Annotated in this window: 22 protein-coding genes; 4 read left to right on the top strand and 18 right to left on the bottom strand. The window is 58.5% G+C overall.

Annotation, left to right across the window (positions count from 1 at the left end; all coding sequences use genetic code 11):
• Window positions 1-121: 121 nt before the first annotated feature.
• The 18 genes from J5M72_RS11510 to mtnA form a co-directional block, all read right to left on the bottom strand.
• Entirely contained in the window at window positions 122-1,447 is a 1,326-nt protein-coding gene (locus tag J5M72_RS11510) for an ABC transporter ATP-binding protein (protein ID WP_207865506.1), read from the bottom strand.
• Window positions 1,437-2,255, bottom strand: coding sequence for an ABC transporter permease (locus J5M72_RS11515; RefSeq protein WP_169431368.1), 819 nt, complete (start codon window positions 2,253-2,255; stop codon window positions 1,437-1,439). The genes J5M72_RS11510 and J5M72_RS11515 overlap by 11 nt, the downstream gene beginning before the upstream one ends.
• A 54-nt stretch (window positions 2,256-2,309) precedes the next feature.
• Window positions 2,310-3,299 (bottom strand): glycosyltransferase family 2 protein, encoded by a 990-nt coding sequence (locus J5M72_RS11520; RefSeq protein ID WP_207865507.1) that lies wholly within the window; start codon window positions 3,297-3,299, stop codon window positions 2,310-2,312.
• Window positions 3,300-3,475: 176 nt separating this feature from the next.
• A complete protein-coding gene (locus tag J5M72_RS11525) occupies window positions 3,476-4,396 on the bottom strand; it encodes a glycosyltransferase (protein ID WP_169431370.1) in 921 nt (306 codons plus the stop codon).
• Window positions 4,397-4,451: 55 nt separating this feature from the next.
• Entirely contained in the window at window positions 4,452-5,342 is an 891-nt protein-coding gene (gene rfbA, locus J5M72_RS11530) for a glucose-1-phosphate thymidylyltransferase RfbA (protein WP_169431371.1), read from the bottom strand.
• The gene (gene rfbD / locus J5M72_RS11535; protein ID WP_207865508.1) at window positions 5,339-6,232 is read right to left on the bottom strand and encodes a dTDP-4-dehydrorhamnose reductase; all 894 of its coding nucleotides are present in this window, start codon (window positions 6,230-6,232) and stop codon (window positions 5,339-5,341) included. The genes rfbA and rfbD overlap by 4 nt, the downstream gene beginning before the upstream one ends.
• Complete coding sequence (gene rfbB / locus J5M72_RS11540) at window positions 6,229-7,305, bottom strand: dTDP-glucose 4,6-dehydratase (RefSeq protein ID WP_207865509.1); 1,077 nt, start codon at window positions 7,303-7,305, stop codon at window positions 6,229-6,231. Before rfbB ends, rfbD begins: the two co-directional genes overlap by 4 nt.
• Before the next feature lie 225 nt (window positions 7,306-7,530).
• Entirely contained in the window at window positions 7,531-7,770 is a 240-nt protein-coding gene (locus J5M72_RS11545; protein WP_207865510.1) for a LapA family protein, read from the bottom strand.
• Window positions 7,771-7,797: 27 nt separating this feature from the next.
• Window positions 7,798-8,094, bottom strand: a complete 297-nt coding sequence (gene ihfB, locus J5M72_RS11550; RefSeq protein ID WP_169431375.1) for an integration host factor subunit beta — start codon at window positions 8,092-8,094, stop codon at window positions 7,798-7,800.
• Window positions 8,095-8,248: 154 nt separating this feature from the next.
• The gene (locus tag J5M72_RS11555; protein WP_169431376.1) at window positions 8,249-8,527 is read right to left on the bottom strand and encodes a hypothetical protein; all 279 of its coding nucleotides are present in this window, start codon (window positions 8,525-8,527) and stop codon (window positions 8,249-8,251) included.
• A gap of 204 nt (window positions 8,528-8,731) precedes the next feature.
• Entirely contained in the window at window positions 8,732-10,417 is a 1,686-nt protein-coding gene (gene rpsA / locus J5M72_RS11560; RefSeq protein ID WP_007950918.1) for a 30S ribosomal protein S1, read from the bottom strand.
• Window positions 10,418-10,537: 120 nt separating this feature from the next.
• Window positions 10,538-11,227: a (d)CMP kinase gene (cmk, locus tag J5M72_RS11565; protein ID WP_011335369.1), complete on the bottom strand. Its 690-nt coding sequence runs from the start codon at window positions 11,225-11,227 to the stop codon at window positions 10,538-10,540.
• Window positions 11,224-13,431, bottom strand: a complete 2,208-nt coding sequence (locus J5M72_RS11570; RefSeq protein ID WP_243433297.1) for a bifunctional prephenate dehydrogenase/3-phosphoshikimate 1-carboxyvinyltransferase — start codon at window positions 13,429-13,431, stop codon at window positions 11,224-11,226. Before J5M72_RS11570 ends, cmk begins: the two co-directional genes overlap by 4 nt.
• Window positions 13,432-13,459: 28 nt before the next feature.
• Complete coding sequence (gene hisC, locus J5M72_RS11575) at window positions 13,460-14,572, bottom strand: histidinol-phosphate transaminase (protein WP_207865512.1); 1,113 nt, start codon at window positions 14,570-14,572, stop codon at window positions 13,460-13,462.
• A 13-nt stretch (window positions 14,573-14,585) separates the two neighbouring features.
• A complete protein-coding gene (gene pheA, locus J5M72_RS11580) occupies window positions 14,586-15,680 on the bottom strand; it encodes a prephenate dehydratase (protein WP_169431379.1) in 1,095 nt (364 codons plus the stop codon).
• Window positions 15,680-16,765 (bottom strand): 3-phosphoserine/phosphohydroxythreonine transaminase, encoded by a 1,086-nt coding sequence (gene serC, locus J5M72_RS11585; protein WP_169431380.1) that lies wholly within the window; start codon window positions 16,763-16,765, stop codon window positions 15,680-15,682. Before serC ends, pheA begins: the two co-directional genes overlap by 1 nt.
• A 64-nt stretch (window positions 16,766-16,829) precedes the next feature.
• The gene (gyrA, locus tag J5M72_RS11590) at window positions 16,830-19,613 is read right to left on the bottom strand and encodes a DNA gyrase subunit A (protein ID WP_207865513.1); all 2,784 of its coding nucleotides are present in this window, start codon (window positions 19,611-19,613) and stop codon (window positions 16,830-16,832) included.
• 424 nt (window positions 19,614-20,037) lie between these two features.
• On the bottom strand, window positions 20,038-21,114 hold the full coding sequence (gene mtnA, locus J5M72_RS11595; RefSeq protein WP_207865514.1) for an S-methyl-5-thioribose-1-phosphate isomerase: 1,077 nt from the start codon (window positions 21,112-21,114) through the stop codon (window positions 20,038-20,040).
• Between the two features lie 108 nt (window positions 21,115-21,222).
• Between mtnA and J5M72_RS11600 the strand changes: the two genes are divergently transcribed.
• The 4 genes from J5M72_RS11600 (at window position 21,223) to J5M72_RS11615 (ending at window position 24,822) form a co-directional block, all read left to right on the top strand.
• Window positions 21,223-22,557, top strand: coding sequence for a TRZ/ATZ family hydrolase (locus J5M72_RS11600; RefSeq protein WP_169431382.1), 1,335 nt, complete (start codon window positions 21,223-21,225; stop codon window positions 22,555-22,557).
• Between the two features lie 58 nt (window positions 22,558-22,615).
• Complete coding sequence (gene ubiG, locus J5M72_RS11605; protein ID WP_007950906.1) at window positions 22,616-23,314, top strand: bifunctional 2-polyprenyl-6-hydroxyphenol methylase/3-demethylubiquinol 3-O-methyltransferase UbiG; 699 nt, start codon at window positions 22,616-22,618, stop codon at window positions 23,312-23,314.
• A gap of 4 nt (window positions 23,315-23,318) precedes the next feature.
• The gene (mupP, locus tag J5M72_RS11610) at window positions 23,319-23,990 is read left to right on the top strand and encodes an N-acetylmuramic acid 6-phosphate phosphatase MupP (protein ID WP_169431383.1); all 672 of its coding nucleotides are present in this window, start codon (window positions 23,319-23,321) and stop codon (window positions 23,988-23,990) included.
• A gap of 91 nt (window positions 23,991-24,081) precedes the next feature.
• Window positions 24,082-24,822, top strand: coding sequence for a YciK family oxidoreductase (locus J5M72_RS11615; protein WP_169431384.1), 741 nt, complete (start codon window positions 24,082-24,084; stop codon window positions 24,820-24,822).
• Window positions 24,823-25,129 lie beyond the last annotated feature (307 nt).

The raw sequence follows: 25,129 nt of genomic DNA on the forward strand, positions 1-25,129 counted from the left end.
AATTTTAGCGGCATTAATGCACGTTATCTGCGTATCCGCCTGACAACCCTCAAATTCAGGCATGCTGTCAGCTGGCGTTTGAAACAATCCAACATTCCGGGGCTGAGCAAACGCTTTGCCTTCAGAACAGTTCAAGCGCTGGCTCATCGATAGACGCATCCATATAACCGAAAGATCTCGCACCTTGATCCGATACGAGCCGGAACATGATCGCATCCAGAATTCTGTGGCACAACGTGGGCTCAGTCTCCGACCAAACTCCACCACCGACAAAGTATACGCCGGGCAGCATCACCATCTGAAAGCTGAAAGTAATTCTGAATGCCCGCTCGGCACCTTCACATTCAAAATATTTTCCTTCCTCGGGAAAACGCTGACCCGTTATCACCACACCCGACACTGTACGAACATGCATGGCGAAGAAAATCCGTGATACGTTTTCGGTGATGACACCACGCATGACGATATCGTATTCCCCACCAGCCTTAAGCACATTGCAGCGTCGCCCCTGCTTGTCGAAAATTTCGAAGGCGTCGATCCGGGCACCCTGCTCCGGATAAACGGTAGTCGATTCAGGCACCATTCCCGCATCAAAGAACTGATCTTCCGGGGGAACGTCCTGCGTCACCTCCACCTCCCGGGTCTCGGCGACTATCTTGTCGGAGCCAATCGACTTGAACTCTTCAATCAAGCGCGGCTGCTCTTCGACTGGAGCGTAGATGAGCTTCTGATAAGCCCGTACGACTTCCATCGGCGATCCCGTGCAGATCCGCTCGCCGCGCTCCATCAAGATCGCCCGATCACACAGCTCGACAACTTGAGGCCCCGAGTGGGACACAAACAAAATTGAAGTGCCCTTGGCCTTCAACTCATCGAGTCTCGCAAAGCACTTGCGCTGAAAGCGCTCATCTCCGACAGCCAACGCCTCATCGACAATCAGGATGTCCGGGTCAACCATCGCCTGAACGGCAAATGCCAAGCGTACGATCATGCCGCTTGAGTAAGTCTTGACCGGTTGATGAATGAACTCGCCAATGTCGGCAAAAGCGGCAATGTCGTCATAGCGCTCATCCACTTCTGCGCGGCTCAATCCGAGAATCGCGGCATTCATGTAGACGTTCTCATGCCCGGTGAACTCCGGATTGAACCCCGACCCAAGCTCAAGCAGGGCACCGATCCGGCCCTGGGTCTGAACATCGCCGACACTCTGGTTCAACGTTCCACAAATGACCTGAAGCAATGTCGACTTGCCGCTTCCGTTACGGCCAACGATACCGACGGTTTCGCCTTTCTTGATATCGAAGGAAACGTTTTTGAGCGCCCAGAACTCACGGTAATACTGCTTGCGCTGACCGGCGAACATTTGCAGGAGCCGATCACGCGGCTTGTCATAAATGTGATAACACTTACTGACATTCTGAAGATTTATCGCAATTTCAGAGGACATCGGCAAACCCCTTTCTGGTCTTCTGGAAGAAGGCGAACCCGAGGTAAGCCACCGCAATAGCCACGCCTGCGTAGATGCCGAGCGCCTGCCAGTCGGGCTCCTGTCCAAAAAACAGAACGGCCCTGACATTTTCTACAACAATGGTCAACGGATTGAGCGCCAGAAGACCTCGATAGTCCTCCGGTACAGCCGTCGCAGGATAAAAGATCGGTGCAAGAAACATCAGGCCGCTTGTCACCAGTGCGATGAAATGCGCAACATCCCGCATGTAAACACCTATGGAGGCCAATCCCCAGGAAAGTCCAAGGATGATCAACAGCAAAGGCGCAACAACCAGTGGCAGGTAAAGAGCCGTAACCGGCGGCAAGCCAAAAAACACCGCGTAGGCAAGCAGCCAGACTATCAAGCTGACGAACGCGTGAAACACGGAGGATCCTGCAATCACGCAGGGCAATATCTCCAATGGAAACACTACCTTTTTTACGTAATTGGCATTCGAAATGATCAGGTTTGGCGCTCTGGTCACGCACTCGGAAAACAGGTTGAAAACCATCAAACCCGCAAACAGTATTAGAGCGAATTCCGCTTTTGAACCACTAGCACCGGCCCAGCGGGAATTGAAAACGTAGCTGAATACGAACGTATAGATGGCAAGCATCACGATCGGATTGAAGAACGACCAGAGAATGCCCATGAAGGAGCCTCGATAACGACCGATGACCTCCCGCTTGATAAGCGCAACAATAAGTGCGCGATTTTGCCAGACGCCGGTAAACATGGCGCCAGGTGCCGCCGAAAATTTCTGCATTAACCCGCGACCTCAAAAAAACTCATCTTCAACCCCTTTTGAAAGCACTCATTCTCAAATTCCTTTGAAAATGGTTGCCACTATCAGTCCCAGATTACCGAGGAGCGTCTGTCGATAAACGCCCGAGCGCCACATCTTGATCAAACGACAAGGCATGCTTTGACTACGAGCCGCCTTGAATCGACGAAGCACCTCGCGATTTTTTTCTGTAAGAAGAAATTCGACAGCATCCAGAGCGCAGATGTTCTGATCGATCCAGCCTCTGAGACGCCCTTGAAACAGCTTGTGAATGCGCATCAATGCCGCCATGAAACCAGCATTGGCACCAATAGAGTTTGACTGATGCTGACGGTAGAAAAGACGCGGAACCTGATCGAAATAGAACCGCCCCCCCGCTCCAGTCACAAGCAGATAGGCCCACCAGTCATGAGCCACAATGCCCTGAGACGGTCCAGCCTTCAGCAGCTCATGTGCCGCCCGGTTGAAGACCATGGTATTTCCGGCAGCGACGTTCTGCACAAGCGCATTGGGAAAGCCGAAAGCGCGGGAGAACGCTGGCGTACTGCCAACATCCGCACCGGACTCATTGACCACCGTTGTCCGAGAGGCGTACAGCGCAGGCACCTCAACCGGCACCTGGCGCAACCACGCCAAAGCGGAACTCAGCTTGTCGCGAGACCAGATATCATCCTGATCCGACCAGGCGTAGAAATCAGCACTGACCGTTTCCATACAGGTGACCGACATGAAATTATCGGCGAACCCTGTTTGAGGCCCGGAAAGCAAAGAGACTTTTTCTGTTCCATGGCGCGCCTGAAAAGCCTTGAGAACATCCAGTGTCGAATCGGTCGAACCGTCATCGGAAACAAACAAGTGCCACCGCGTGTGATCCTGATGCTCAATAGACGCCAATTGCTCAGCAAGGAATCGATCACCATTGTAAGAGCACATCAGGATCGCGACAGATTCATCCTTCGATGGCACTTCGACTGCGCCAAAATCCGGACTGGAATTCGCCGCATCCGCTGATATTGGGCTTGACACTGTATGCTCCATTTCAATTAAACGCCGGCCACGGGCCCCGAATCATCTCCAGTGCCTCACGCCACACCTGCTCCATTCGATCCTTTCACGAAGCGCGCGATTATAGAGAACTTTCATCATCGATTGTTAGGCTTCAAGCACGCCCGTTAAAAACACAAAAGGCATTCAAGGCCCGATCAGGATTTCGTACCGATCACAGCCGTAAGACAGCACACAAAAAAGAATAAAACCTTGTCCCGAAACCGGCGCCGGCACTGCCCTCCCCGGACCGAAAGCAATAGCAGATCGCGCCGCCTCAACTTCAACCAGCTTCTGACAAATGGCGCATTACCTACTCCGACAAGCTGCGCGATTGTTCTGACCTGCTTGAACCACCACCCTTCATGAATAGTGACATAGCGCTGAAACAACGATGCCAACCCCGTATTGGCCCCGACCTGATTATTCTCGTGCTGCCGATAAAGCATGCTGGAGTGGGAATCGATAAACCATTCGAACCCATGACTTCGGGCAAACGCATAGCTGTACCAGTCATGCAGCGTGACCTGCTGCAACGACTCCCAGTCGCAAACGACCTGCTGGCGCAGCGAACCCGCGAGCGCCGGGCTGAACACGTAGGTACAGCCCGGCCCCGCTGCCTCGAACAGAAAATCCCAGGCAACTTGCGGCTGGCTCTTGTCAAGAAGGACCGTTTTTCCATCCGGCCAGAAAGCCGTGACATTGCTTGAATAAGCATCGACACCGCGAGAAGCGATCTGCTGAGTCGCACGCAAAAGCTTGTCGGGTTGCCAGATATCATCCTGATCGGCAAAGGCTACCGCATCGTAACCGTGCGGATCGACATCGCGAATCAAGCGAAAAAAGTTGCGTGCAGCCCCACCAAAACGACCGGCGGGCGGCAAGAGAATCACACGATCGTCGAGAGCTGCGAATGCCTCGCACCACGCTTCGGTACCGTCATCGGACAAGTCAACACTGATATATACAGTGACATCGACGCCAGACTGGTCAAGGATCGAGGCCAACTGCTCCTCGATCCACTGCATGCCATTATAGGCTGCCAGCAAAACCGCGATCTTCGGATGTTTTACTGGCATGCCATTCCTGCTTGCAGCATTTGTACGCATCGATTGAAAGCTCTTCGCTTTCAAATCAGCGAGAAGGCGAGTCCAGCAGTTTCTGCAAATACTGGCCGTAACCTGTTTTCTTCAGTGCATCCGCCTGAGCCTTCAACTGCTCGGCAGTGATCCATTTGTTGTTGTAGGCAATCTCTTCCAGGCACGCCACTTTCAAGCCCTGACGCTGCTCGATGGTATGCACGAAGTGACTGGCTTCCAGCAACGAGTCGTGAGTACCGGTATCAAGCCAGGCGAATCCACGACCAAGCATCTCGACGTTGAGCGACTTCTGATTGAGATAGGCGCTGTTCACATCGGTAATTTCCAGCTCGCCACGCTCGGACGGCTTGATATTCTTGGCGATCTCGACAACCTGATTGTCGTAGAAATACAGCCCCGTCACCGCGTAGTTGGACTTCGGCTTCAACGGTTTCTCTTCAATGCTCAGCGCCCGACCCGTTTCATCGAATTCGACCACACCGAAGCGCTCTGGATCGGATACGTGGTAACCGAACACGGTAGCACCGGACTGCTGCGAACTGGCAGAGCGCAGGTTGTCCGAGAAATGCTGGCCGTAGAAGATGTTGTCACCCAGAATCAGGCAGCAAGGGTCCTTGCCGATGAACTCTTCGCCGATGATGAACGCTTGCGCCAGACCATCCGGGCTAGGTTGTTCCGCATAGGTCAGCTTGATGCCGTACAAGCTGCCGTCACCGAGCAGCTTTTTGAAGTTCGGCAGATCTTCCGGAGTGGAAATGATCAGGATTTCGCGCATGCCCGCAAGCATCAGCACCGACAGCGGATAGAAGATCATCGGCTTGTCGTAAATCGGCAGCATCTGCTTGGACACACCCAGAGTAAGCGGGTGCAGGCGAGTGCCCGATCCGCCAGCGAGGATGATGCCTTTACGATTTGTCGTTATCATTTGTTTAGAACTTCCCTAAGCATTCGAGTTACACCACTTTGCCAGTCCGGCAAGTGTAGAGAAAAATTGGTGCGCAGTTTCTGAGTATTCAATCGCGAATTCAGCGGACGACGAGCGGGAGTCGGGTAGGCGACGGCATCGATCGGATTGATCATCTGAACAGCCAGCTCTTCACCGCTGGCCTTGGCAAAATCAAGCACATGCCGGGCGTAACCGTGCCAGGAAACCTCCCCTGCGGCGGCCAGATGATACAAACCCGCCAGCTCAGGCCGGGTCAACGCTTGCTGCAGCGCAAGGGCGGTGACATCAGCGATCAGTTCAGCACCGGTCGGCGCCCCCACCTGGTCATTGATGACATTCAGCTCTTGACGCTCCCTTGCCAGACGCAACATGGTCTTGGCAAAGTTCTGGCCTCGCGCTGCAAAAACCCAACTGGTGCGAAAAATCAGGTGCTTGCACCCCGACGCCTGGATCGCCATCTCTCCAGCAAGCTTGCTTTCGCCATAGCGATTCAACGGCGCGGGAACATCGCTTTCCTGCCATGGCGTCTGACCCTTGCCGTCAAACACATAGTCCGTGGAATAGTGAACGAGCCAGGCACCCAGGCGCACAGCCTCTTCGGCCATCACCTGGATCGCCTGACCGTTGACCCGCAGAGCCAGCTCGGATTCCGACTCCGCCTTGTCAACCGCATTGTAGGCGGCTGCATTGACGATCACATCCGGCCGGACCTGATCGATGGTGTCACGCAAGGCCGACAGATTTGCCAGATCACCGCACAAACCATCAATCGTCTGCCGATCCAGCGCAATCAGCTCGCCAAGCGGAGCAAGTGAGCGTTGCAGCTCCCACCCCACCTGCCCATTCTTACCCAGCAGAAGAATCTTCATGCCTGATTCGAGCGATCCGCATAATTCTGATCGATCCACTGCTGATAGCTGCCGCTCTTGACGTGCTCCACCCACTCAGAGTTGTTCAAGTACCACTCAACGGTCTTGCGGATGCCGGAATCAAAGGTTTCTTCCGGGGTCCAGCCCAGCTCCCGCTGGATTTTGCTCGCATCGATCGCGTAGCGCTGGTCATGGCCCGGACGATCCTGAACGTAAGTGATCAGCTTGGCATGTGGACGATGCAGGGAATCAGGACGCAACTCGTCGAGCAGAGCACACAAAGTGTTCACCACTTCGATGTTTTGCTTTTCGTTATGACCGCCGATGTTATAGGTCTCGCCGATAACGCCTTCAGTCACGACCTTGTACAGGGCGCGGGCATGATCCTCGACATACAGCCAGTCTCGAACCTGATTACCCTTGCCATAAACCGGCAAAGGCTTGCCTTCCAGCGCATTGAGAATGATCAGCGGGATCAGTTTCTCCGGGAAGTGGCAAGGGCCATAGTTGTTCGAGCAGTTGGTAACCAGGGTCGGCAGACCGTACGTACGGGCCCAGGCACGAACCAGGTGATCGGAGCTGGCCTTGCTGGCCGAGTACGGCGAACTTGGCTGATACGGGGTAGTTTCGGTAAAGAGATCCTCTGGACCTTCCAGGTCGCCGTAAACCTCATCCGTAGAAATATGATGAAAACGGAAAGCAGCCTTGCGCGCATCATCCAACGCTGCCCAATAGTGGCGCGCAGCCTCAAGCAACGTGTAAGTACCGATGATATTGGTCTGGATGAACTCCGAAGGGCCGGAAATCGAGCGATCAACGTGGGACTCGGCCGCGAGATGCATGATGGCATCCGGCTGATGCTCACGCAGAACACGGTCGATCTGCTCGCGATCGCAGATATCGACGCGCTCAAACGCATAACGCGAGTTCTGACTCACCTCGGCCAGCGACTCCAGGTTACCGGCGTAAGTCAGCTTATCGACGTTGACGACAGCGTCGTTAGTGTTGGAAATGATGTGACGGATGACAGCCGAGCCGATAAACCCGGCGCCGCCGGTAACTAGAATTTTCACGCGAAACCATACCCTTGAGCTGCGGACTGCGCTCCCAAACGAGCGCTGTCTAATCCATGAATGCAAAAGCCGTCAAAGATACGGCCTCTGTCAAAGTCAGTCTGAATCGATGCGGGGTCAAGCCACTATCGAACAAGGGATGCATTTTACAGCTTAATTAACGTTTTACTAATGGATAAAGCCATGCGACGGAGCAATTCGACAAACGCCCCGCTGCAATCAGCTCTATACCAGACGCTTTCTCAGAATTCTGGACGAACGTCCAAGAAGCCACCCCAGGATCGGCCCGATCAGCATACCGACGAGCAACGCCGTGACGACTATCAAGGACACTGGAAGTGCAGGCCCCGACCACCCGAGAAACAACAGGGAAACCGATTGCTGATTCTCAAGGACAAAAGCCAGAATCACCAACACAAGTAAAAGAATGAAAATACCCAGAAACAGGCGCTTGAAGTTACGCATAAGCAACTCCCGGTTTGATAGCGGCCGTCAAACCCCCTCCTCCTCTTCGTCATTCACTCGATCACGCAGCTCTTTTCCAGGCTTGAAATGCGGAACGAACTTTCCGTCGAGACTGACAGACTGACCGGTCTTTGGATTACGCCCCACGCGCGGTGCGCGATAGTGCAGGGAAAAGCTGCCAAAACCACGGATCTCGATGCGATCGCCAGTGGCCAGACATTGGGACATTTGCTCAAGCATAGTCTTGATGGCCAACTCCACATCCTTCGATGAGAGCAGCCCTTGATGGGTGACAATTCGTTCGATCAACTCCGACTTCGTCATATTTTTCCCTTCTTTTTCAAGCAGCTAGATCAGCGCTTGAAAGGTTTTAGCACGCCCGGAAGAATTTGAACAGCCCAGGGGTTGACATATCTTTCACCGCATCGAAAGGCCTGTTTTCCGGACACCCAACCACTCCGGACAGATCAGCCCGAACCTAACGACAAATCACCAGCATGGTTCGAGTCACGAACCCTGCAGGATTGAAGCCGAACGGAAACCCATCCTCATCCTTCGCATCATCGGATCGAGTAACAACCTTATAGCCCGCCCCCTTACACTCCTTTGCCGCGCGCTTTTGACACTTCTCCCAACCAGACCCCAGACCGGAGCAATCAACTTCGATACCGCTGACTCCACGCGCCGCGTGAGTCTTTGCATTTGTGACGCAACCGGCCAATGCCAGTGCACCCATCAAGACAATCAGCTTGTTCATTCATTTCCTTATGCCAGGCCGGCAGCCCGACTACTGCGATCTCAAACCAAGCCTAGCTGCTAACAGGCGATTGATCCCAATAAAGAAACAGACCACTTAGAAACTCGATTGGTTTCGCTGGCGCACCACACCCCTGACCGACCACTGAATCGCAGGCACAAAAAAGGGCGACCGAAGTCGCCCTTTTTAATGATCAGACAGAACTCAGTTCTGTTTGGCCATTGCTTGACGCAGCAGTGCCGCCATAGTGGTGTCAGCTGCTTCACCTTCCGGAGCTGCTTTCAGGCTCTGGATGGCTTCTTTCTCTTCAGCATCGTCTTTCGACTTGATCGAGAGCTGGATTACGCGGCTCTTGCGATCAACGCTGATGATCTTGGCTTCTACTTGCTGGCCTTCTTTCAGAACGTTGCGCGCGTCTTCAACGCGGTCACGGCTGATTTCGGAGGCTTTCAGAGTCGCTTCGATATCGTCGGCCAGAACGATGATGGCGCCTTTGGCGTCAACTTCTTTCACGGTGCCAGTAACGATTGCGCCTTTGTCGTTAACCGAGACGTACTCGGAGAACGGATCGCTTTCCAGCTGCTTGATACCCAGGGAGATACGCTCACGCTCCGGGTCAACCGACAGGATAACGGTGTCCAGCTCGTCGCCCTTCTTGAAACGACGCACGGCTTCTTCGCCCACTTCGTTCCAGGAGATGTCGGACAGGTGAACCAGACCGTCGATGCCGCCGTCCAGACCAATGAAGATACCGAAATCGGTGATCGACTTGATGGTGCCGGAGATCTTGTCGCCCTTGTTGAACTGGCCAGAGAAGTCTTCCCATGGGTTCGACTTGCACTGCTTGATGCCCAGGGAGATACGACGACGCTCTTCGTCGATGTCCAGAACCATGACTTCCACTTCGTCGCCGACTTGTACGACTTTCGAAGGGTGGATGTTCTTGTTGGTCCAGTCCATTTCCGAAACGTGTACCAGACCTTCAACGCCTTCTTCCAGCTCAGCGAAGCAGCCGTAGTCGGTCAGGTTGGTTACACGAGCGGTAACGCGAGTGCTTTCTGGGTAACGGGCTTTGATAGCAACCCATGGATCTTCGCCCAGTTGCTTCAGGCCCAGGGAAACACGATTGCGCTCGCGATCGTACTTCAGAACCTTGACGTCGATCTCGTCGCCAACATTGACGATTTCGGAAGGGTGCTTGATACGCTTCCACGCCATGTCGGTGATGTGCAGCAGGCCGTCCACGCCACCCAGATCGACGAATGCGCCGTAATCGGTGAGGTTTTTGACGATACCTTTGACTTGCTGGCCTTCCTGCAGGGATTCCAGCAGAGCTTCACGCTCGGCGGAGTTCTCGGCTTCCAGGACGCTGCGACGGGAAACGACAACGTTGTTGCGCTTCTGGTCCAGCTTGATGACCTTGAATTCCAGCTCTTTGCCTTCCAGATGCGTGGTGTCGCGCACTGGACGGACGTCAACCAGGGAACCTGGCAGGAACGCACGGATGCCGTTAACGTCGACAGTGAAGCCGCCTTTAACCTTACCGTTGATAACGCCCTTGACCACTTCCTCAGCTGCGAAGGCTGCTTCCAGAACGATCCAGCATTCAGCGCGCTTGGCTTTTTCACGGGACAGCTTGGTTTCACCGAAACCGTCTTCAACCGAGTCCAGAGCAACGTGAACTTCGTCACCGACGTTGATGTTCAGTTCGCCAGCGTCGTTGTAGAACTGCTCCAGAGGGATCAGTGCTTCGGACTTCAAGCCAGCGTGAACGGTTACCCAGCGAGCCTGGTAATCGATATCAACGATAACACCGGTGATGATGGAGCCTGCCTGAAGGTTCAGGGTCTTTAGGCTTTCTTCAAAGAGTTCCGCAAAGCTTTCGCTCATTTTAATTCCTGTTGATTAGGGCGAAAAAGTACGCCCATCTCCACATCCCAGACAATGTGGGTTAGTTTCATTAAAAAGAAGCACCGCAGGACTATGACTGGTCCCCTGTGGCCTTCTTGGTCACCCGGCGATATCGCGAATGGCGATCTCGCTCATGATGCGTTCAAGCACCTGATCGATGGACAACTCCGTGGAATCCAGCTGTATGGCGTCGGCCGCCGGCTTGAGCGGGGCCACCGCTCGCTGGGTATCACGCTCGTCGCGCGCACGGATCTCATCTAGCAGACTCGACAGACTAACACCCTCGACTTTGCCCTTCAACTGCAAATATCGACGGCGCGCCCGCTCCTCGGCACTGGCGGTCAGGAAAATCTTCAAAGGCGCATTCGGAAACACCACCGTTCCCATGTCGCGACCATCGGCCACCAGACCCGGTGCTTCCTGGAAAGCACGCTGGCGTTGAAGCAGCGCCTCGCGCACGGCCGGCAATGCAGCCACCTGGGAAGCGCCGGAACCGACGCTCTCGGTGCGGATGACATCGCTGACTTCATCACCTTCCAGAATGATGCGCTGCAACTGACCGTCGGTCGCTGCAATAAACTGCACATCCAGATGAGCGGCGAGTTTTTTCAGCAGTTCTTCATTGGTCAGGTCGACACCATGGTTGTGCGCAGCAAACGCCAACAGGCGATACAGCGCACCGGAATCCAGCAGATTCCAGCCCAGACGCTTGGCCAAAATCCCGGCTACGGTGCCTTTGCCCGAGCCGCTTGGCCCATCGATGGTGATGACCGGAGCAATGTTGTTCACGACTGAGCCTCTTGCGCCACACGAATGCCGACCTGCGCGCACAGCGCCAGGAAGTTCGGGAACGATGTCGCGACGTTGGCGCAATCATGGATGCGGATCGGTGCAGAGGCGCGCAGCGAGGCCACGCTGAAAGCCATCGCGATACGGTGATCGCCATGACCGTGCACTTCGCCGCCGCCGATCTGGCCGCCGTCGATAATGATGCCGTCCGGGGTCGGTTCGCACTTGACGCCGAGCGCCAGCAAACCGTCCGCCATGACCTGGATACGATCCGATTCCTTGACCCGCAGCTCTTCGGCGCCGGTCAGCACGGTGCGCCCTTCGGCACAGGCTGCAGCCACGAACAGTACCGGGAATTCGTCGATCGCCAGTGGAACCAGCGCTTCCGGAATCTCGATACCCTTGAGTTTAGCTGCTCGCACGCGAAGATCCGCTACTGGCTCGCCGCCCACTTCACGCTGGTTTTCCAGGGTGATATCGGCGCCCATCAGGCGCAGGATGTCGATCACGCCGGTACGGGTCGGGTTGATGCCGACGTGCTCGAGCACCAGCTCGGAACCTTCGGCGATCGACGCCGCCACCAGGAAGAATGCCGACGACGAGATGTCGCCTGGCACTTCGATGTGGGTCGCGGTCAGCTTGCCGCCGGACTCGACCGATGCCGTCGCACCGTCGACGCTCACCGAATAGCCGAAGCCGCGCAACATGCGCTCGGTATGATCACGGGTAGGTGCCGGCTCGGTAACAGTGGTCTTGCCTTCGGCGTACAGCCCCGCCAGCAGCAGGCAGGATTTCACCTGAGCACTGGCCATCGGCATGGTGTAGGTCAGGCCTTTGAGCTTGTGACCGCCGCGAATGGTCATCGGCGGACGACCGTCGGCAGCGGTTTCGATCACGGCGCCCATTTCCCGCAGCGGGTTGGCCACGCGATTCATCGGACGCTTGGACAGCGAAGCATCACCGGTCAGGGTGCTGTCGAAGTCCTGCGCGGCCAGCAGGCCGGACAGCAGGCGCATCGAAGTGCCGGAGTTGCCCAGATAGATCGGGCCCGGCGCAGGTTTCAGGCCGTGCAGGCCGACACCGTGGATGGTCACGCGACCATGATGCGGGCCTTCGATGACCACACCCATGTCGCGAAACGCCTGCAAGGTCGCCAGGGCATCTTCGCCCTCCAGGAAGCCTTCGACTTCGGTGACGCCATCAGCCAGGGAGCCGAGCATGATCGAACGGTGGGAAATCGATTTGTCACCCGGTACGCGAATCCGACCGGACAGGCGGCCACCAGGTTGAGCCAGGAAGATCAGATCGTTGGAATTCATAGCGTCCACATAGGCCCTGCGGGCCAGGATTTTACTGAAATGCTCGCGGGCAACCCGGGCGCGCGTGAAGACGCCCAACAATTGGTGCCCATCCCCTGCATCGACCGCGTCGCGCAAGGCGTCGAGGTCGCTGCGAAATGTATCGAGTGTGCGCAGGACAGCCTCGCGGTTGGCGAGAAAGATGTCATGCCACATGACCGGGTCGCTTCCGGCGATTCTTGTGAAATCGCGAAAACCACCCGCAGCGTAACGGAAGATCTCAAGGTTTTCATTGCGCTTGGCCAGTGAATCGACCAGACCGAAGGCCAGCAGGTGCGGCAGATGACTGGTCGCGGCCAGCACTTCATCGTGACGCTCGACCTGCATGTGCTCGACGTCGGCGCCCAGCTCGCGCCACAGGCGATCAACCACCGCCAGGGCAGCCGGATCGGTCTGCTCCAGCGGGGTCAGAATCACCTTGTGACGACGAAACAGCTCCGAGTTGGAGGCTTCCACCCCGCTCTGCTCGGAGCCGGCAATCGGATGGCCCGGCACGAAACGCGCCGGCATGCCGCCGAACGCTTCGGTCGCCGCGCGCACCACATTGCCCTTGGCGCTGCCGACATCCGTGATGATCGCCTGACCCAGATCCATGCCGGCCAGGCGGGCCAGCACTTTTTCCATGGCCAGGATCGGGACCGCCAACTGAATCACGTCCGCGCCCTGGCACGCCGCCACCAGGTCATCTTCGCAACGATCCACCACGCCCAACTCGACCGCCAGCTTGCGCGATTGCGGGTCGAGATCGACCCCGACTACTTCGCGGCACACGCCGCTTTCACGCAAGCCCTTGGCAAACGAACCACCGATCAACCCCAGACCGACCACCACCAGGCGCCCGATCATAGGTGCAGCAGATTGCAGCGCAGTGACATCACCCACGAGCCAGAACCTTGCGCAGCGCTTCGAGGAAGTGGCTGTTTTCCGCCGGCAGACCGATGGTCACCCGCAGATGGTTCGGCATGCCGTAGTTGGCCACAGGACGCACGATCACGCCTTCGCGCAGCAGGCCCTGGAACACCGGAGCCGCCACCTGACCGAGATCGATGCAGATGAAGTTGCCCTTGGACGGAATCCAGCTCAGGCCCAACTCGCGCAAACCCGCTTCCAGCTGTTGCATTCCGGACTCGTTGAGTTGACGGCTCTGCGCCAGGTATTCCACGTCCTTCAGTGCCGCACAGGCCGCAGCCAAGGCCAGGCTGTTGACGTTGAACGGCTGGCGTACACGATTCAGCACGTCTGCCACCACCGGGGTGGACAGCCCATAGCCAACGCGCAGTGCCGCCAGGCCATAAGCCTTGGAGAAGGTGCGCGAGACCAGCAGGTTCGGATAAGCCGCGAGGAAATCCAGGCCATCCGGCAGATCGCTGCCTTCGGCGTATTCGATGTAGGCCTCGTCCAGCACCACCAGCACGTGCTCCGGTACGTCCTGCAGGAAATCGTCCAGCGCCTCGGCGCCGAACCAGGTACCGGTTGGATTGTTCGGGTTGGCAATGAACACCACGCGCGTGTTGGCATCGATGGCGGCCAGCATCGCCGGCAAGTCATGGCCCCAGTCCTTGGCCGGCACGACCTTGGCCTGAGCACCGACTGCCTGGGTCGCAATCGGATAGACCGCGAACGCGTGCTCGCTGAACACCGCATTCAGGCCCGGCGCCAGATAGGCACGCGCGACCAGTTCGAGAATGTCGTTGGAGCCGTTGCCCAGAGTCACCTGGTTCAGCTCGACGCGGCACTGCTCGGCCAGCAGGGATTTGAGCGCGAAACCGTTGCCGTCCGGATAGCGGGTCAGTTCGTCCAGCGCTTCGCGGATGGCGGCCAGCGCTTTCGGGCTGGCGCCCAACGGGTTTTCGTTGCTCGCCAGTTTGACGATGCTCGCCGGATCCAGATCCAGCTCGCGTGCCAGTTCGTCCACGGGCTTGCCCGGCACGTATGGCGAAAGTTGTTGCACGCCCGGCTGTGCCAGAGCGAGGAAGTTGCCACTCATTTGCTACCGCCCCTTAAAGAACTGCTTTCGGGTAGGAACCCAGCACCTTGAGTGCTACTGCTTCCTGACTGATCTTTTCCAGTACACCCTTGATCAGCGGATCACGGTGATGGCCGACGAAGTCGATGAAGAACACGTAGGTCCATTTGCCACTGCGCGACGGACGGGTTTCGATCCGGGTCAGGTCAATCCCGTTGTCATGGAACGGCACCAGCAGCTCGTGGAGCGCGCCGGGCTTGTTGCTCATGGACACGATGATCGAGGTCTTGTCGTCGCCGGTCGGCGGCACTTCCTGGTTACCGATCATCAGGAAGCGCGTGGAGTTGTCCGGGCGATCCTCGATCTTCTCCGCCAGACGGGTCAGGCCATACAGCCCGGCCGCCATGTCACCGGCGATCGCCGCCGAATTCCATTCGCCCTTGACCCGCTTGGCCGCTTCGGCGTTGCTGGCAACCGCCACGCGCTCGACATTCGGGTAATGGGCGTCCAGCCACTTGCGGCACTGGGCCAGCGACTGGGCGTGGGAATAGATACGGCTGATGCTGTCAGTCTTGGTGTTTTCACCGACCAACAGGTGGTGGTGAATCCGCAGCTCCACTTCGCCGCAGATCACCATGTCGTGCTCAAGGAAGCTGTCGAGGGTATGGTTGACCGCGCCTTCGGTGGAGTTCTCCACCGGCACCACGCCAAAATTCACCGCACCGGCCGCCACTTCACGGAACACTTCGTCGATCGCGGCCATCGGCTTGCTGATCACCGCGTGACCGAAGTGCTTCATGGCCGCCGCTTGGGTAAAGGTGCCTTCCGGACCGAGATAGGCCACTTTCAGCGGATTCTCCAGGGCCAGGCACGAGGACATGATTTCGCGGAACAGCCGCGCCATCTCTTCGTTGCCCAGCGGCCCCTTGTTGCGTTCCATCACGCGCTTGAGGACTTGCGCCTCGCGCTCGGGACGATAGAACACCGGCTGCTCGCCTTCGGCCAGACTGGCCATCTTGACCCGGGCAACCTCCTCGGCGCAGCGAGCGCGATCGCTGATCAGCTGGAGGATCTTCTCATCGAGGCTGTCGATGCGAACGCGCAGCGCCTTGAGTTCCTGCTCGGACATCAGGAATGCTCCTTCTCGAATTCAGCCATGTAACCGACCAGAGCCTCGACGGCGTCCAGACCCAGGGCGTTGTAGATCGAGGCACGCATGCCGCCGACCGAGCGATGCCCCTTGAGATTGAGCAGGCCGCGGGCGTCAGCGCCGGCCAGGAACGCCTTGTCCAGACGCTCATCTGCCAGACGGAACGGTACGTTCATCCAGGAACGGGCATTGGTGCTGATCGGGTTGGTATAGAAGTCGCTGTTGTCGATGAAGCCGTACAGGCGATCTTTCTTCGCCTTGTTGCGCTGCTCCATCGCGGCGACGCCGCCCTGCTCCTTCAGCCACTCGAAGACCAGGCCCGAGAGGTACCAGGAATAGGTGGCCGGCGTGTTGTACATCGAACCGTTGTCGGCCGAGATCTTGTAATCGAGCATGGTCGGGCACGAACTGCGGGCGCGGCCCAGCAGGTCTTCACGGACGATCACCACCACCAGACCGCTCGGGCCGATGTTCTTCTGCGCACCGGCGTAGATCAGGCCGTACTGCGACACATCGATCGGACGCGAGAGGATATCGGAGGACATGTCGACCACCAGCGGAACGTCACCGGCCTCGGGAACCCAGTCGAACTGCAGGCCGCCGATGGTTTCGTTGGACGCATAGTGCAGATAGGACGCACCCGGGGTCAGTTTCCACTCGTTCTGACCGGGAATGGCCAGGTAGTCATAAGGCTTGGCGCTGGCGGCAACGTTGATATTGCCGAAGCGACGTGCTTCTTCGATGGCTTTCTTCGACCAGATGCCGGTTTCGACATAGTCGGCAGTGCCGTTCTCGGGCAGCAGGTTCAGCGGAATCTCGGCGAACTGCTGGCTCGCGCCGCCCTGCAGGAACAGCACTTTGTAGTTGGAGGGGATGGACAGCAGGTCGCGCAGGTCCTGCTCGGCTTTCTCGGCAATGGCCACATAGTCGTCGCTACGATGGCTCATTTCCATGACCGACAGACCCTTGCCGTGCCAGTCGAGCATCTCGGACTGGGCACGCAACAGGACAGCTTCAGGCAGCGCAGCGGGACCTGCGCAGAAGTTAAAGGCTCGTTTGCTCACATCCACTCTCGCTATGCAATCACGGTAGCGGACAGAGCAAACACTCTGCCCTGCTACGATTTGGTTAGTCTTGCGACTCTTCTTCGTCTGCGGCATCCGCCTGCAGGTTGTCGACCGCATCGTCCGGTTCGGCGCCGATCACGCCCTCTTCCAGTTCGACACCTTCTTCACCTTCAAGCTCTTCACCCTCGACTTCCGACGGCTCCTGAACCCGCTCCAGACCGACCAGGGTTTCATCCTTGGCCAGCTTGATCAGGGTCACGCCCTGGGTGTTACGACCCAGACTGGAGACTTCGTCGACGCGGGTACGCACCAGCGTGCCCTGGTCGGAAATCAGCATGATTTCTTCGCCATCCTGCACCTGAACCGCACCGACCAGACGGCCGTTACGCTCGTTGCTGACCATGGCGATAACGCCCTGACCGCCACGCTTGTATTCAGGGAACTCGGTGATTGCCGTGCGCTTGCCGTAGCCACGCTCGGAAGCCGTCAGGATCTGGCTGCCCTCTTCCGGGATCAGCATCGAAATCAGTTTCTGCCCTTCCGGCAGACGCATGCCACGCACACCGCGAGCGGTACGGCCCATGGCGCGGACTTCGGATTCCTTGAAGCGTGTCACCTTGCCACCATCGGAGAACAGCATGATTTCCTGCTCGCCATCGGTGATGGCAGCGGAGATCAGGATATCGCCTTCGTCCAGCTCCAGCGCGATCAGACCGACACTGCGCTGACGGCTGAAGGCCACCAGCGGGGTCTTCTTGACAGTACCATTGGCGGTCGACATGAAGATGAACGGTGCCTTCTTGCGGTCGGCAGCCTTGATGCGCGCGCGGCGCTCCTCTTCGGTCTCGTTGCTGTTTTCGATGTCTTCTACATCGGTCTCGGCGCCTTCGGCTTCTTCTTCATCAGCCTGACGCTTCATGGCTTCGAGATCGACCGGCAGCATGGTGGTGATGTATTCACCGTCATCGAGCGGCAGCAGGTTGACCAGCGGACGACCACGGGCGGCGCGGGACGCTTCCGGAATCTCGTAGGTCTTGAGCCAGTACACCTTGCCCTTGCTGGAGAACAGCAGCAGCGTGGTGTGACTGTTGGCGACCAGCAGGTGAGCGATGTAGTCCTCATCCTTCACGCCGGTAGCCGATTTGCCTTTACCGCCACGACGCTGAGCCTGGTACGCAGCCAGTGGCTGGGTCTTGGCATAGCCACCGTGGGAGATGGTCACGACGCGCTCTTCTTCCGGGATCATGTCACCCAGGGTCAGGTCGAGACGGGCATCGAGGATCTCGGTGCGGCGCACGTCGCCGTATTCGGCGCGGATCACTTCCAGCTCTTCGCGGATCACTTCCATCAGGCGCGTGGCGCTGTTGAGGATGCGGATCAGCTCGCCGATCTGGTTGAGGATCTCTTGATACTCGGCCAGCAGTTTTTCGTGTTCCAGACCGGTCAGACGGTGCAGACGCAGCTCCAGAATGGCTTGCGCCTGTTCCGGCGAGAGGAAGTACTTGCCTTCACGCAGACCGTATTGCGGATCGAGGTTTTCCGGACGGCACGAATCGGCGCCGGCACGCTCCACCATCGCGACCACCGCCGAGGACTCCCACGGCGTACTGACCAGCGCTTCCTTGGCTTCCGACGGCGTCGGCGAAGCCTTGATCAGGGCGATGACCGGGTCGATGTTCGACAGGGCAACGGCCTGACCTTCGAGGATGTGACCGCGCTCACGGGCTTTGCGCAGTTCGAACACAGTACGGCGGGTAACGACTTCGCGACGGTGACGGACGAAGGCTTCCAGCAGATCCTTGAGGTTGAGGATCCGCGGACGGCCGTCGATCAGCGCAACGATGTTGATGCCGAATACCGATTGCAGTTGGGTCTGGGCGTAGAGGTTGTTGAGGATCACCTCAGGCACTTCGCCGCGACGCAGTTCGATCACGACGCGCATACCGTCCTTGTCGGACTCGTCGCGCAGTTCGGTGATGCCTTCGAGTTTCTTCTCTTTTACCAGCTCGGCGATCTTCTCGATCAGACGCGCCTTGTTCAGCTGGTAAGGCAGCTCGGTGATGACGATCTGCTGACGGCCACCGACCTTGTCGATGTCTTCGATGATCGAACGGGCGCGCATGTAAATGCGGCCACGGCCGGTGCGGTAGGCTTCGATAATGCCGGCGCGACCGTTGATGATCGCGGCGGTCGGGAAGTCCGGACCGGGGATGTATTGCATCAGCTCATCGACGGTCAGTTCGGGATTGTCGATGAGGGCCAGGCAACCGTCGATGACTTCACCGAGGTTGTGCGGCGGAATGTTGGTCGCCATGCCCACGGCAATACCGCTGGAACCGTTGACCAGCAGGTTCGGAACGCGGGTCGGCATGACCGCCGGGATCAGTTCGGTGCCGTCGTAGTTCGGCACCCAGTCCACGGTTTCCTTGTGCAGGTCGGCCAGCAGCTCGTGCGCCAGCTTGGTCATGCGCACTTCGGTGTATCGCATGGCCGCGGCGTTGTCGCCGTCCACCGAACCGAAGTTGCCCTGGCCGTCGACCAGCAGGTAACGCAGGGAGAAAGGCTGCGCCATGCGGACGATGGTGTCGTACACCGCGGTATCACCGTGCGGGTGATACTTACCGATCACGTCACCGACGACACGGGCAGATTTCTTGTACGGCTTGTTGAAGTCGTTGCCCAGCTCGCTCATCGCGAACAGCACGCGACGGTGCACGGGCTTCAAGCCATCGCGCGCATCCGGCAGTGCACGGCCGACGATCACGCTCATCGCGTAGTCGAGATAGGACTGTTTCAGCTCGTCTTCGATATTGACCGGGAGGATTTCTTTGGCCAGTTCGCCCATGAGAAGCCTGATTCCTTTTTCTGGTGAAACTTCGCCATATCCATAGGGGACGCACGAAGCTCGTCGATGCAGGCCGAGTGCCATGCGTCGACTTACGACAAATCGACAAGTTGACCCTGGATTTGCGCAGTGAAGACAACCCCGTGGGACTGCCTCGGAAAACGCCGGATGTTATCACAAGAGCCGCCACGCACCTATCCCCCAGATGCGCATGGAGCATAGTTAGATGACCGATGACAGGCTTAAAGGGGACGAGAGAGGCTCAGAGCTTCCCTGAATGCAAATTTCGGGACGAAATTGCGGATGTTTATTGACTTTCAAGGCCCCATCGCGAGCAGGCTCGCTCCCACAAGGTTCTGTGGCGATCACAAAACCTGTGGGAGCGAGCCTGCTCGCGAAGAGGACAACGCAAACATCAAGCCAATCAATGCAAGCGCTTGCGGCACATCAACTGCGCCATTTTCGCGGTATCGGGACGTTCGACGATGCCTTTCTCGGTAACGATCGCATCGATCAGGTCCGCCGGCGTCACGTCGAACACCGGATTGAACGCCTCGACATCCGCCCCGACACGCTTGCCGCCAACTTCCAGCAACTCGGCGCCGTCGCGCTCCTCGATCGGAATGTCATCACCGCTGGCCAGGTTCATGTCGATGGTCGAACTCGGCGCCACGACCATGAAACGCACGCCGTGGTGCATGGCGTTGACCGCCAGTTGGTAGGTGCCGATCTTGTTCGCCACGTCGCCGTTGGCGGTGATCCGGTCGGCACCGACGATCACCCAGGTCACACCTTTGGTTTTCATGATGTGCGCGGCGGCGGAGTCGGCGTTGAGGGTTACCGGAATGCCTTCGTTGGCCAGTTCCCACGCGGTCAGGCGCGAGCCTTGCAGCCAGGGACGGGTTTCGTCGGCGTAGACGCGCTCCACCATGCCTTCGATGAACGCTGCGCGAATCACCCCGAGCGCGGTACCAAAACCGCCGGTGGCCAGGGCGCCGGTGTTGCAGTGGGTCAGGATCGCCTGGGCGTTGCCCTGATGCCTGCGGATCAGGTCGACGCCGAGCTGGGCCATGGTCAGGTTGGCTTCGCGATCGCTTTCATGAATGGCAATGGCCTCGGCTTCGAGCGCCTCCAGCGGATCGGCGTTGTCCTTCAGGCGATCCAGCCGGTCATGCATGCGGTTCAGTGCCCAGAACAGGTTGACCGCCGTTGGACGGGAATCGGCCAGCAGCATGAAATCCTCTTCCAGCGCGGCATACCAATCGCCACCCTCGGCAATTCGGGCACGGGCGGCCAACACGATGCCGTACGCGGCACTGATTCCGATGGCCGGCGCACCGCGCACCACCATCGAGCGAATCGCCTCGGCCACGCCGGCAGCGCTGGTGTAGGCGATCCAGTTTTCCTCGAACGGCAAAACGCGCTGATCCAGCAGGTGGAGCGCGCCATCACGCCAATCGATGGCCTTCACTTTCTCCGCAGCCAACAGTCGATCGCGCATCCCTCACCCCGCACTCATGAACAAAAGCCGCCGATTATAGCGATCCCCCCGTGAAGACGCTCGGGTATACTTCGCCATCCTATACAAAAGCACTGGAACCAACCCTCGATGCCGAAACCTGCCATTGCGCTCGACTTATTATTGCTGCCGACCTGGCTGGTACCCGTCGAACCCGCAGGCGTTGTGCTCAAGGAGCATGGCCTGGGCATCCGCGACGGTCGCATCGTGTTCATCGGCCCGCGCGCCGAAGCCTTGAAGTGTAACGCCGCTGAAGTCCGCGAATTGCCGGACGTTCTGCTCGCCCCCGGCCTGATCAATGCTCATGGCCATGCCGCCATGACCCTGTTCCGCGGCCTCGCCGACGATCTGCCGTTGATGACCTGGCTGGAAAACCATATCTGGCCGGCCGAGGGCAAGTGGGTCGATGAAGATTTCGTGCGTGACGGCACCGACCTGGCCATCGCCGAGCAGATAAAAGGCGGCATCACCTGTTTTTCGGACATGTACTTCTTCCCGAAGGTTGCCAGTGAGCGCGTACACAACAGCGGAATTCGCGCGCAGATTGCGATTCCGATCCTCGACTTCCCGATTCCGGGCGCCGCCAGCGCCGATGAAGCCATTCGTCAGGGTGTCGAATTGTTCGGCGACCTGAAGCATCACGAGCGCATCAAGATTACCTTCGGCCCTCATGCACCCTACACCGTTGGTGACGAGAACCTGGAAAAAATCCGCGTGATCGCCGAAGAACTGGATGCTTCGGTCCACATGCACGTCCACGAAACCGCCTTCGAAGTGCAGCAAGCGGTCGAACAACGCGGTGAACGCCCATTGGCCCGCCTCGGCCGACTGGGCCTGCTCGGACCGCGCTTCCAGGCCGTGCACATGACCCAGATCAGCGATGACGACCTGGCGTTGCTGGTAGAAAGCAACACCAGCGTGATCCATTGCCCGGAGTCGAACCTGAAACTGGCCAGCGGCTTCTGCCCGGTAGAGCGTCTGTGGCAGGCCGGGGTCAACGTCGCGGTCGGCACCGATGGCGCGGCGAGCAACAATGATCTGGACCTGCTGGGTGAAACCCGCACCGCCGCCCTGCTGGCCAAAGCCGTCGCCGGCTCGGCCACCGCGCTGGACGCCCACCGGGCGCTGCGCATGGCCACGCTGAACGGCGCGCGCGCCCTGGGAATCGAAGCCGAGACTGGCTCGCTGGAGCTCGGCAAGGCTGCGGACATTGTCGCTTTCGACCTGTCCGGCCTTGCGCAACAACCGGTCTATGACCCGGTTTCGCAACTCATTTACGCCACCGGCCGCGACTGCGTAAAGCACCTGTGGGTCGCCGGCAAGCAGTTGCTCGACGACCGCCGCCTGACGCGCCTGGACGAACAGCAGCTCGGCGAAACCGCCCGGGCCTGGGGTCGACGCATCAGCGGCCACACCGAATCGTAAACACCCCGGAGCAGACTTCGGGGCTACAACCCTTTTTCAAGTTTTAGAGGATTGAATCATGAGCAACGTCGACCACGCCGAAATCGCCAAATTCGAAGCCCTGGCCCATCGCTGGTGGGACCGCGAAAGCGAGTTCAAACCGCTGCATGACATCAACCCGCTGCGGGTCAACTGGATTGACGAGCGCGTCAATCTGGCCGGCAAGAAGGTGCTCGACGTCGGCTGCGGCGGCGGCATCCTCAGCGAAGCCATGGCCCAGCGCGGCGCGACCGTCACCGGCATCGACATGGGTGAAGCGCCGCTGGCGGTTGCACAGCTGCATCAGCTGGAATCCGGCGTGAACGTCGAATACCGCCAGATCACCGCCGAAGCCCTGGCCGAAGAAATGCCCGAGCAGTTCGATGTCGTCACCTGCCTGGAAATGCTCGAGCACGTGCCGGACCCCTCCTCGGTGATCCGCGCCTGTTTCCGCATGGTCAAGCCCGGTGGCCAGGTGTTCTTCTCCACCATCAACCGCAACCCGAAGGCGTACCTGTTCGCCATCGTCGGCGCCGAATACATCATGAAACTGCTGCCGCGCGGCACCCACGACTTCAAGAAATTCATCCGCCCCTCCGAGCTGGGCGCCTGGAGCCGCATGGCCGGCCTGACCGTCAAGGACATCATCGGCCTGACCTACAACCCGCTGACCAAGCACTACAAGCTGGCGGCGGACGTTGACGTCAACTACATGATCCAGACCCTGCGCGAGGAATAAGCCGATGGCCATCAGAGCAGTCCTTTTCGACATGGACGGCACGCTGCTCGACACCGCGCCGGACTTCATCGCCATCTGCCAGGCGATGCGCGCGGATCGCGGCTTGCCGCCGATGAACGACAAGCACATCCGCGACGAAATCTCCGGCGGCGCCAAGGCCATGGTCGCGGTGACATTCTCGATGGATCCGGAGTCGCCGGGCTTCGAGGAGCTGCGCCTGGAGTTCCTCGAGCGCTACCTCGCCGGTTGCGCCGTGCACAGCAAGCTGTTCGACGGCATGGGCGAATTGCTGGCCGACATCGAAAAAGCCAATCTGGTCTGGGGCGTGGTCACCAACAAGCCGCTGCGCTTCGCCGAGCCGATCATGCAGCAGCTGGGACTGGCCGAGCGCTCGGCGTTGCTGATCTGCCCGGATCACGTCAAGAACAGCAAACCGGATCCCGAGATGCTGATCCTTGCCTGCAAGATGCTTGACCTGGATCCGTCGAGCGTTCTGTTTATCGGCGATGATTTGCGTGACATCGAATCCGGCCGCGATGCCGGCACCAGGACCGCCGCCGTGACCTATGGCTACATTCACCCGGACGACAACCCTCGGCACTGGGGGGCGGATGTCGTGGTGGATCACCCGCTGGAGTTGCGCAAGGTGCTCGACAACGCACTCTGCAGTTGCTGAGACCTGACGCTGAGCGTCATTGGCTGCATTCCCACGCGGTCGCGTTCGACGCCTCGACGTGGGAACGATCTGACTCTTGATGAGGTTTTTTATGTTTGATTACACCGCTCGCCCCGAATTGCTCAAGGATCGGGTCATTCTGGTCACCGGTGCCGGTCGCGGCATCGGCGCCGCTGCCGCGAAAACCTACGCAGCCCACGGCGCCACCGTTCTGCTGCTGGGCAAGACGGAAGCCAACCTGACCCAGGTCTACGACGAGATCGAGGCGGCCGGGCATCCTCAGCCGGCCGTGATCCCTTTCAACCTCGAAACCGCCCTGCCCCATCAATACGATGAGCTGGCGGCGATGATCGAGACCGAATTCGGTCACCTCGACGGCTTGCTGCACAACGCCTCGATCATTGGCCCGCGCACGCCGATCGAGCAGTTGTCCGGTGAAAACTTCATGCGCGTCATGCAGGTCAACGTCAACGCGATGTTCATGCTGACCAGCACCTTGTTGCCACTGCTCAAACTGTCCCGGGACGCCTCGGTGGTGTTCACTTCCAGCAGTGTCGGGCGCAAGGGCCGCGCTTACTGGGGTGCCTATGGCGTGTCCAAGTTCGCCACCGAAGGTCTGATGCAGACCCTGGCCGACGAGGTCGACGGCGTGGCCCCGGTGCGTTCCAACAGCATCAACCCGGGCGGCACCCGCACCAGCATGCGCGCCCAGGCGTACCCGGGGGAAAACCCGCTGAACAACCCGACGCCGGAAGAGATCATGCCGGTCTATCTGTACCTGATGGGCCCGGACAGCACGGGCATCAATGGCCAGGCATTCAACGCCCAGTAATGCCATACGTCGCATTTGTGGCCGTGGCGGTTTCCCGTCATGGCATACATTTGCCGCTTTGCGCAGACCCGTTTCAGTCAAATAACCACCCACCCCGCTCAACGTTAAAAATTCAAATCGTTGATTCATAACGGTTTTAATAAAACCTGAACTGAATGGCACGACTTTCGCTCTACATTTCCTCAAAGCACGCCGAGTGAAGGCAGTCGGGCAAGGCCTGATTCGATAGCTGACTAATCGTCATCGGGCAGACTAAACTTACGCCAAACGTCCTACGGGACTGATGGATCAGTATGACGCGCAGCCC

The organism is Pseudomonas sp. 58(2021), assembly GCF_017491585.1.
Lineage (GTDB): Bacteria > Pseudomonadota > Gammaproteobacteria > Pseudomonadales > Pseudomonadaceae > Aquipseudomonas > Aquipseudomonas fluorescens_BT.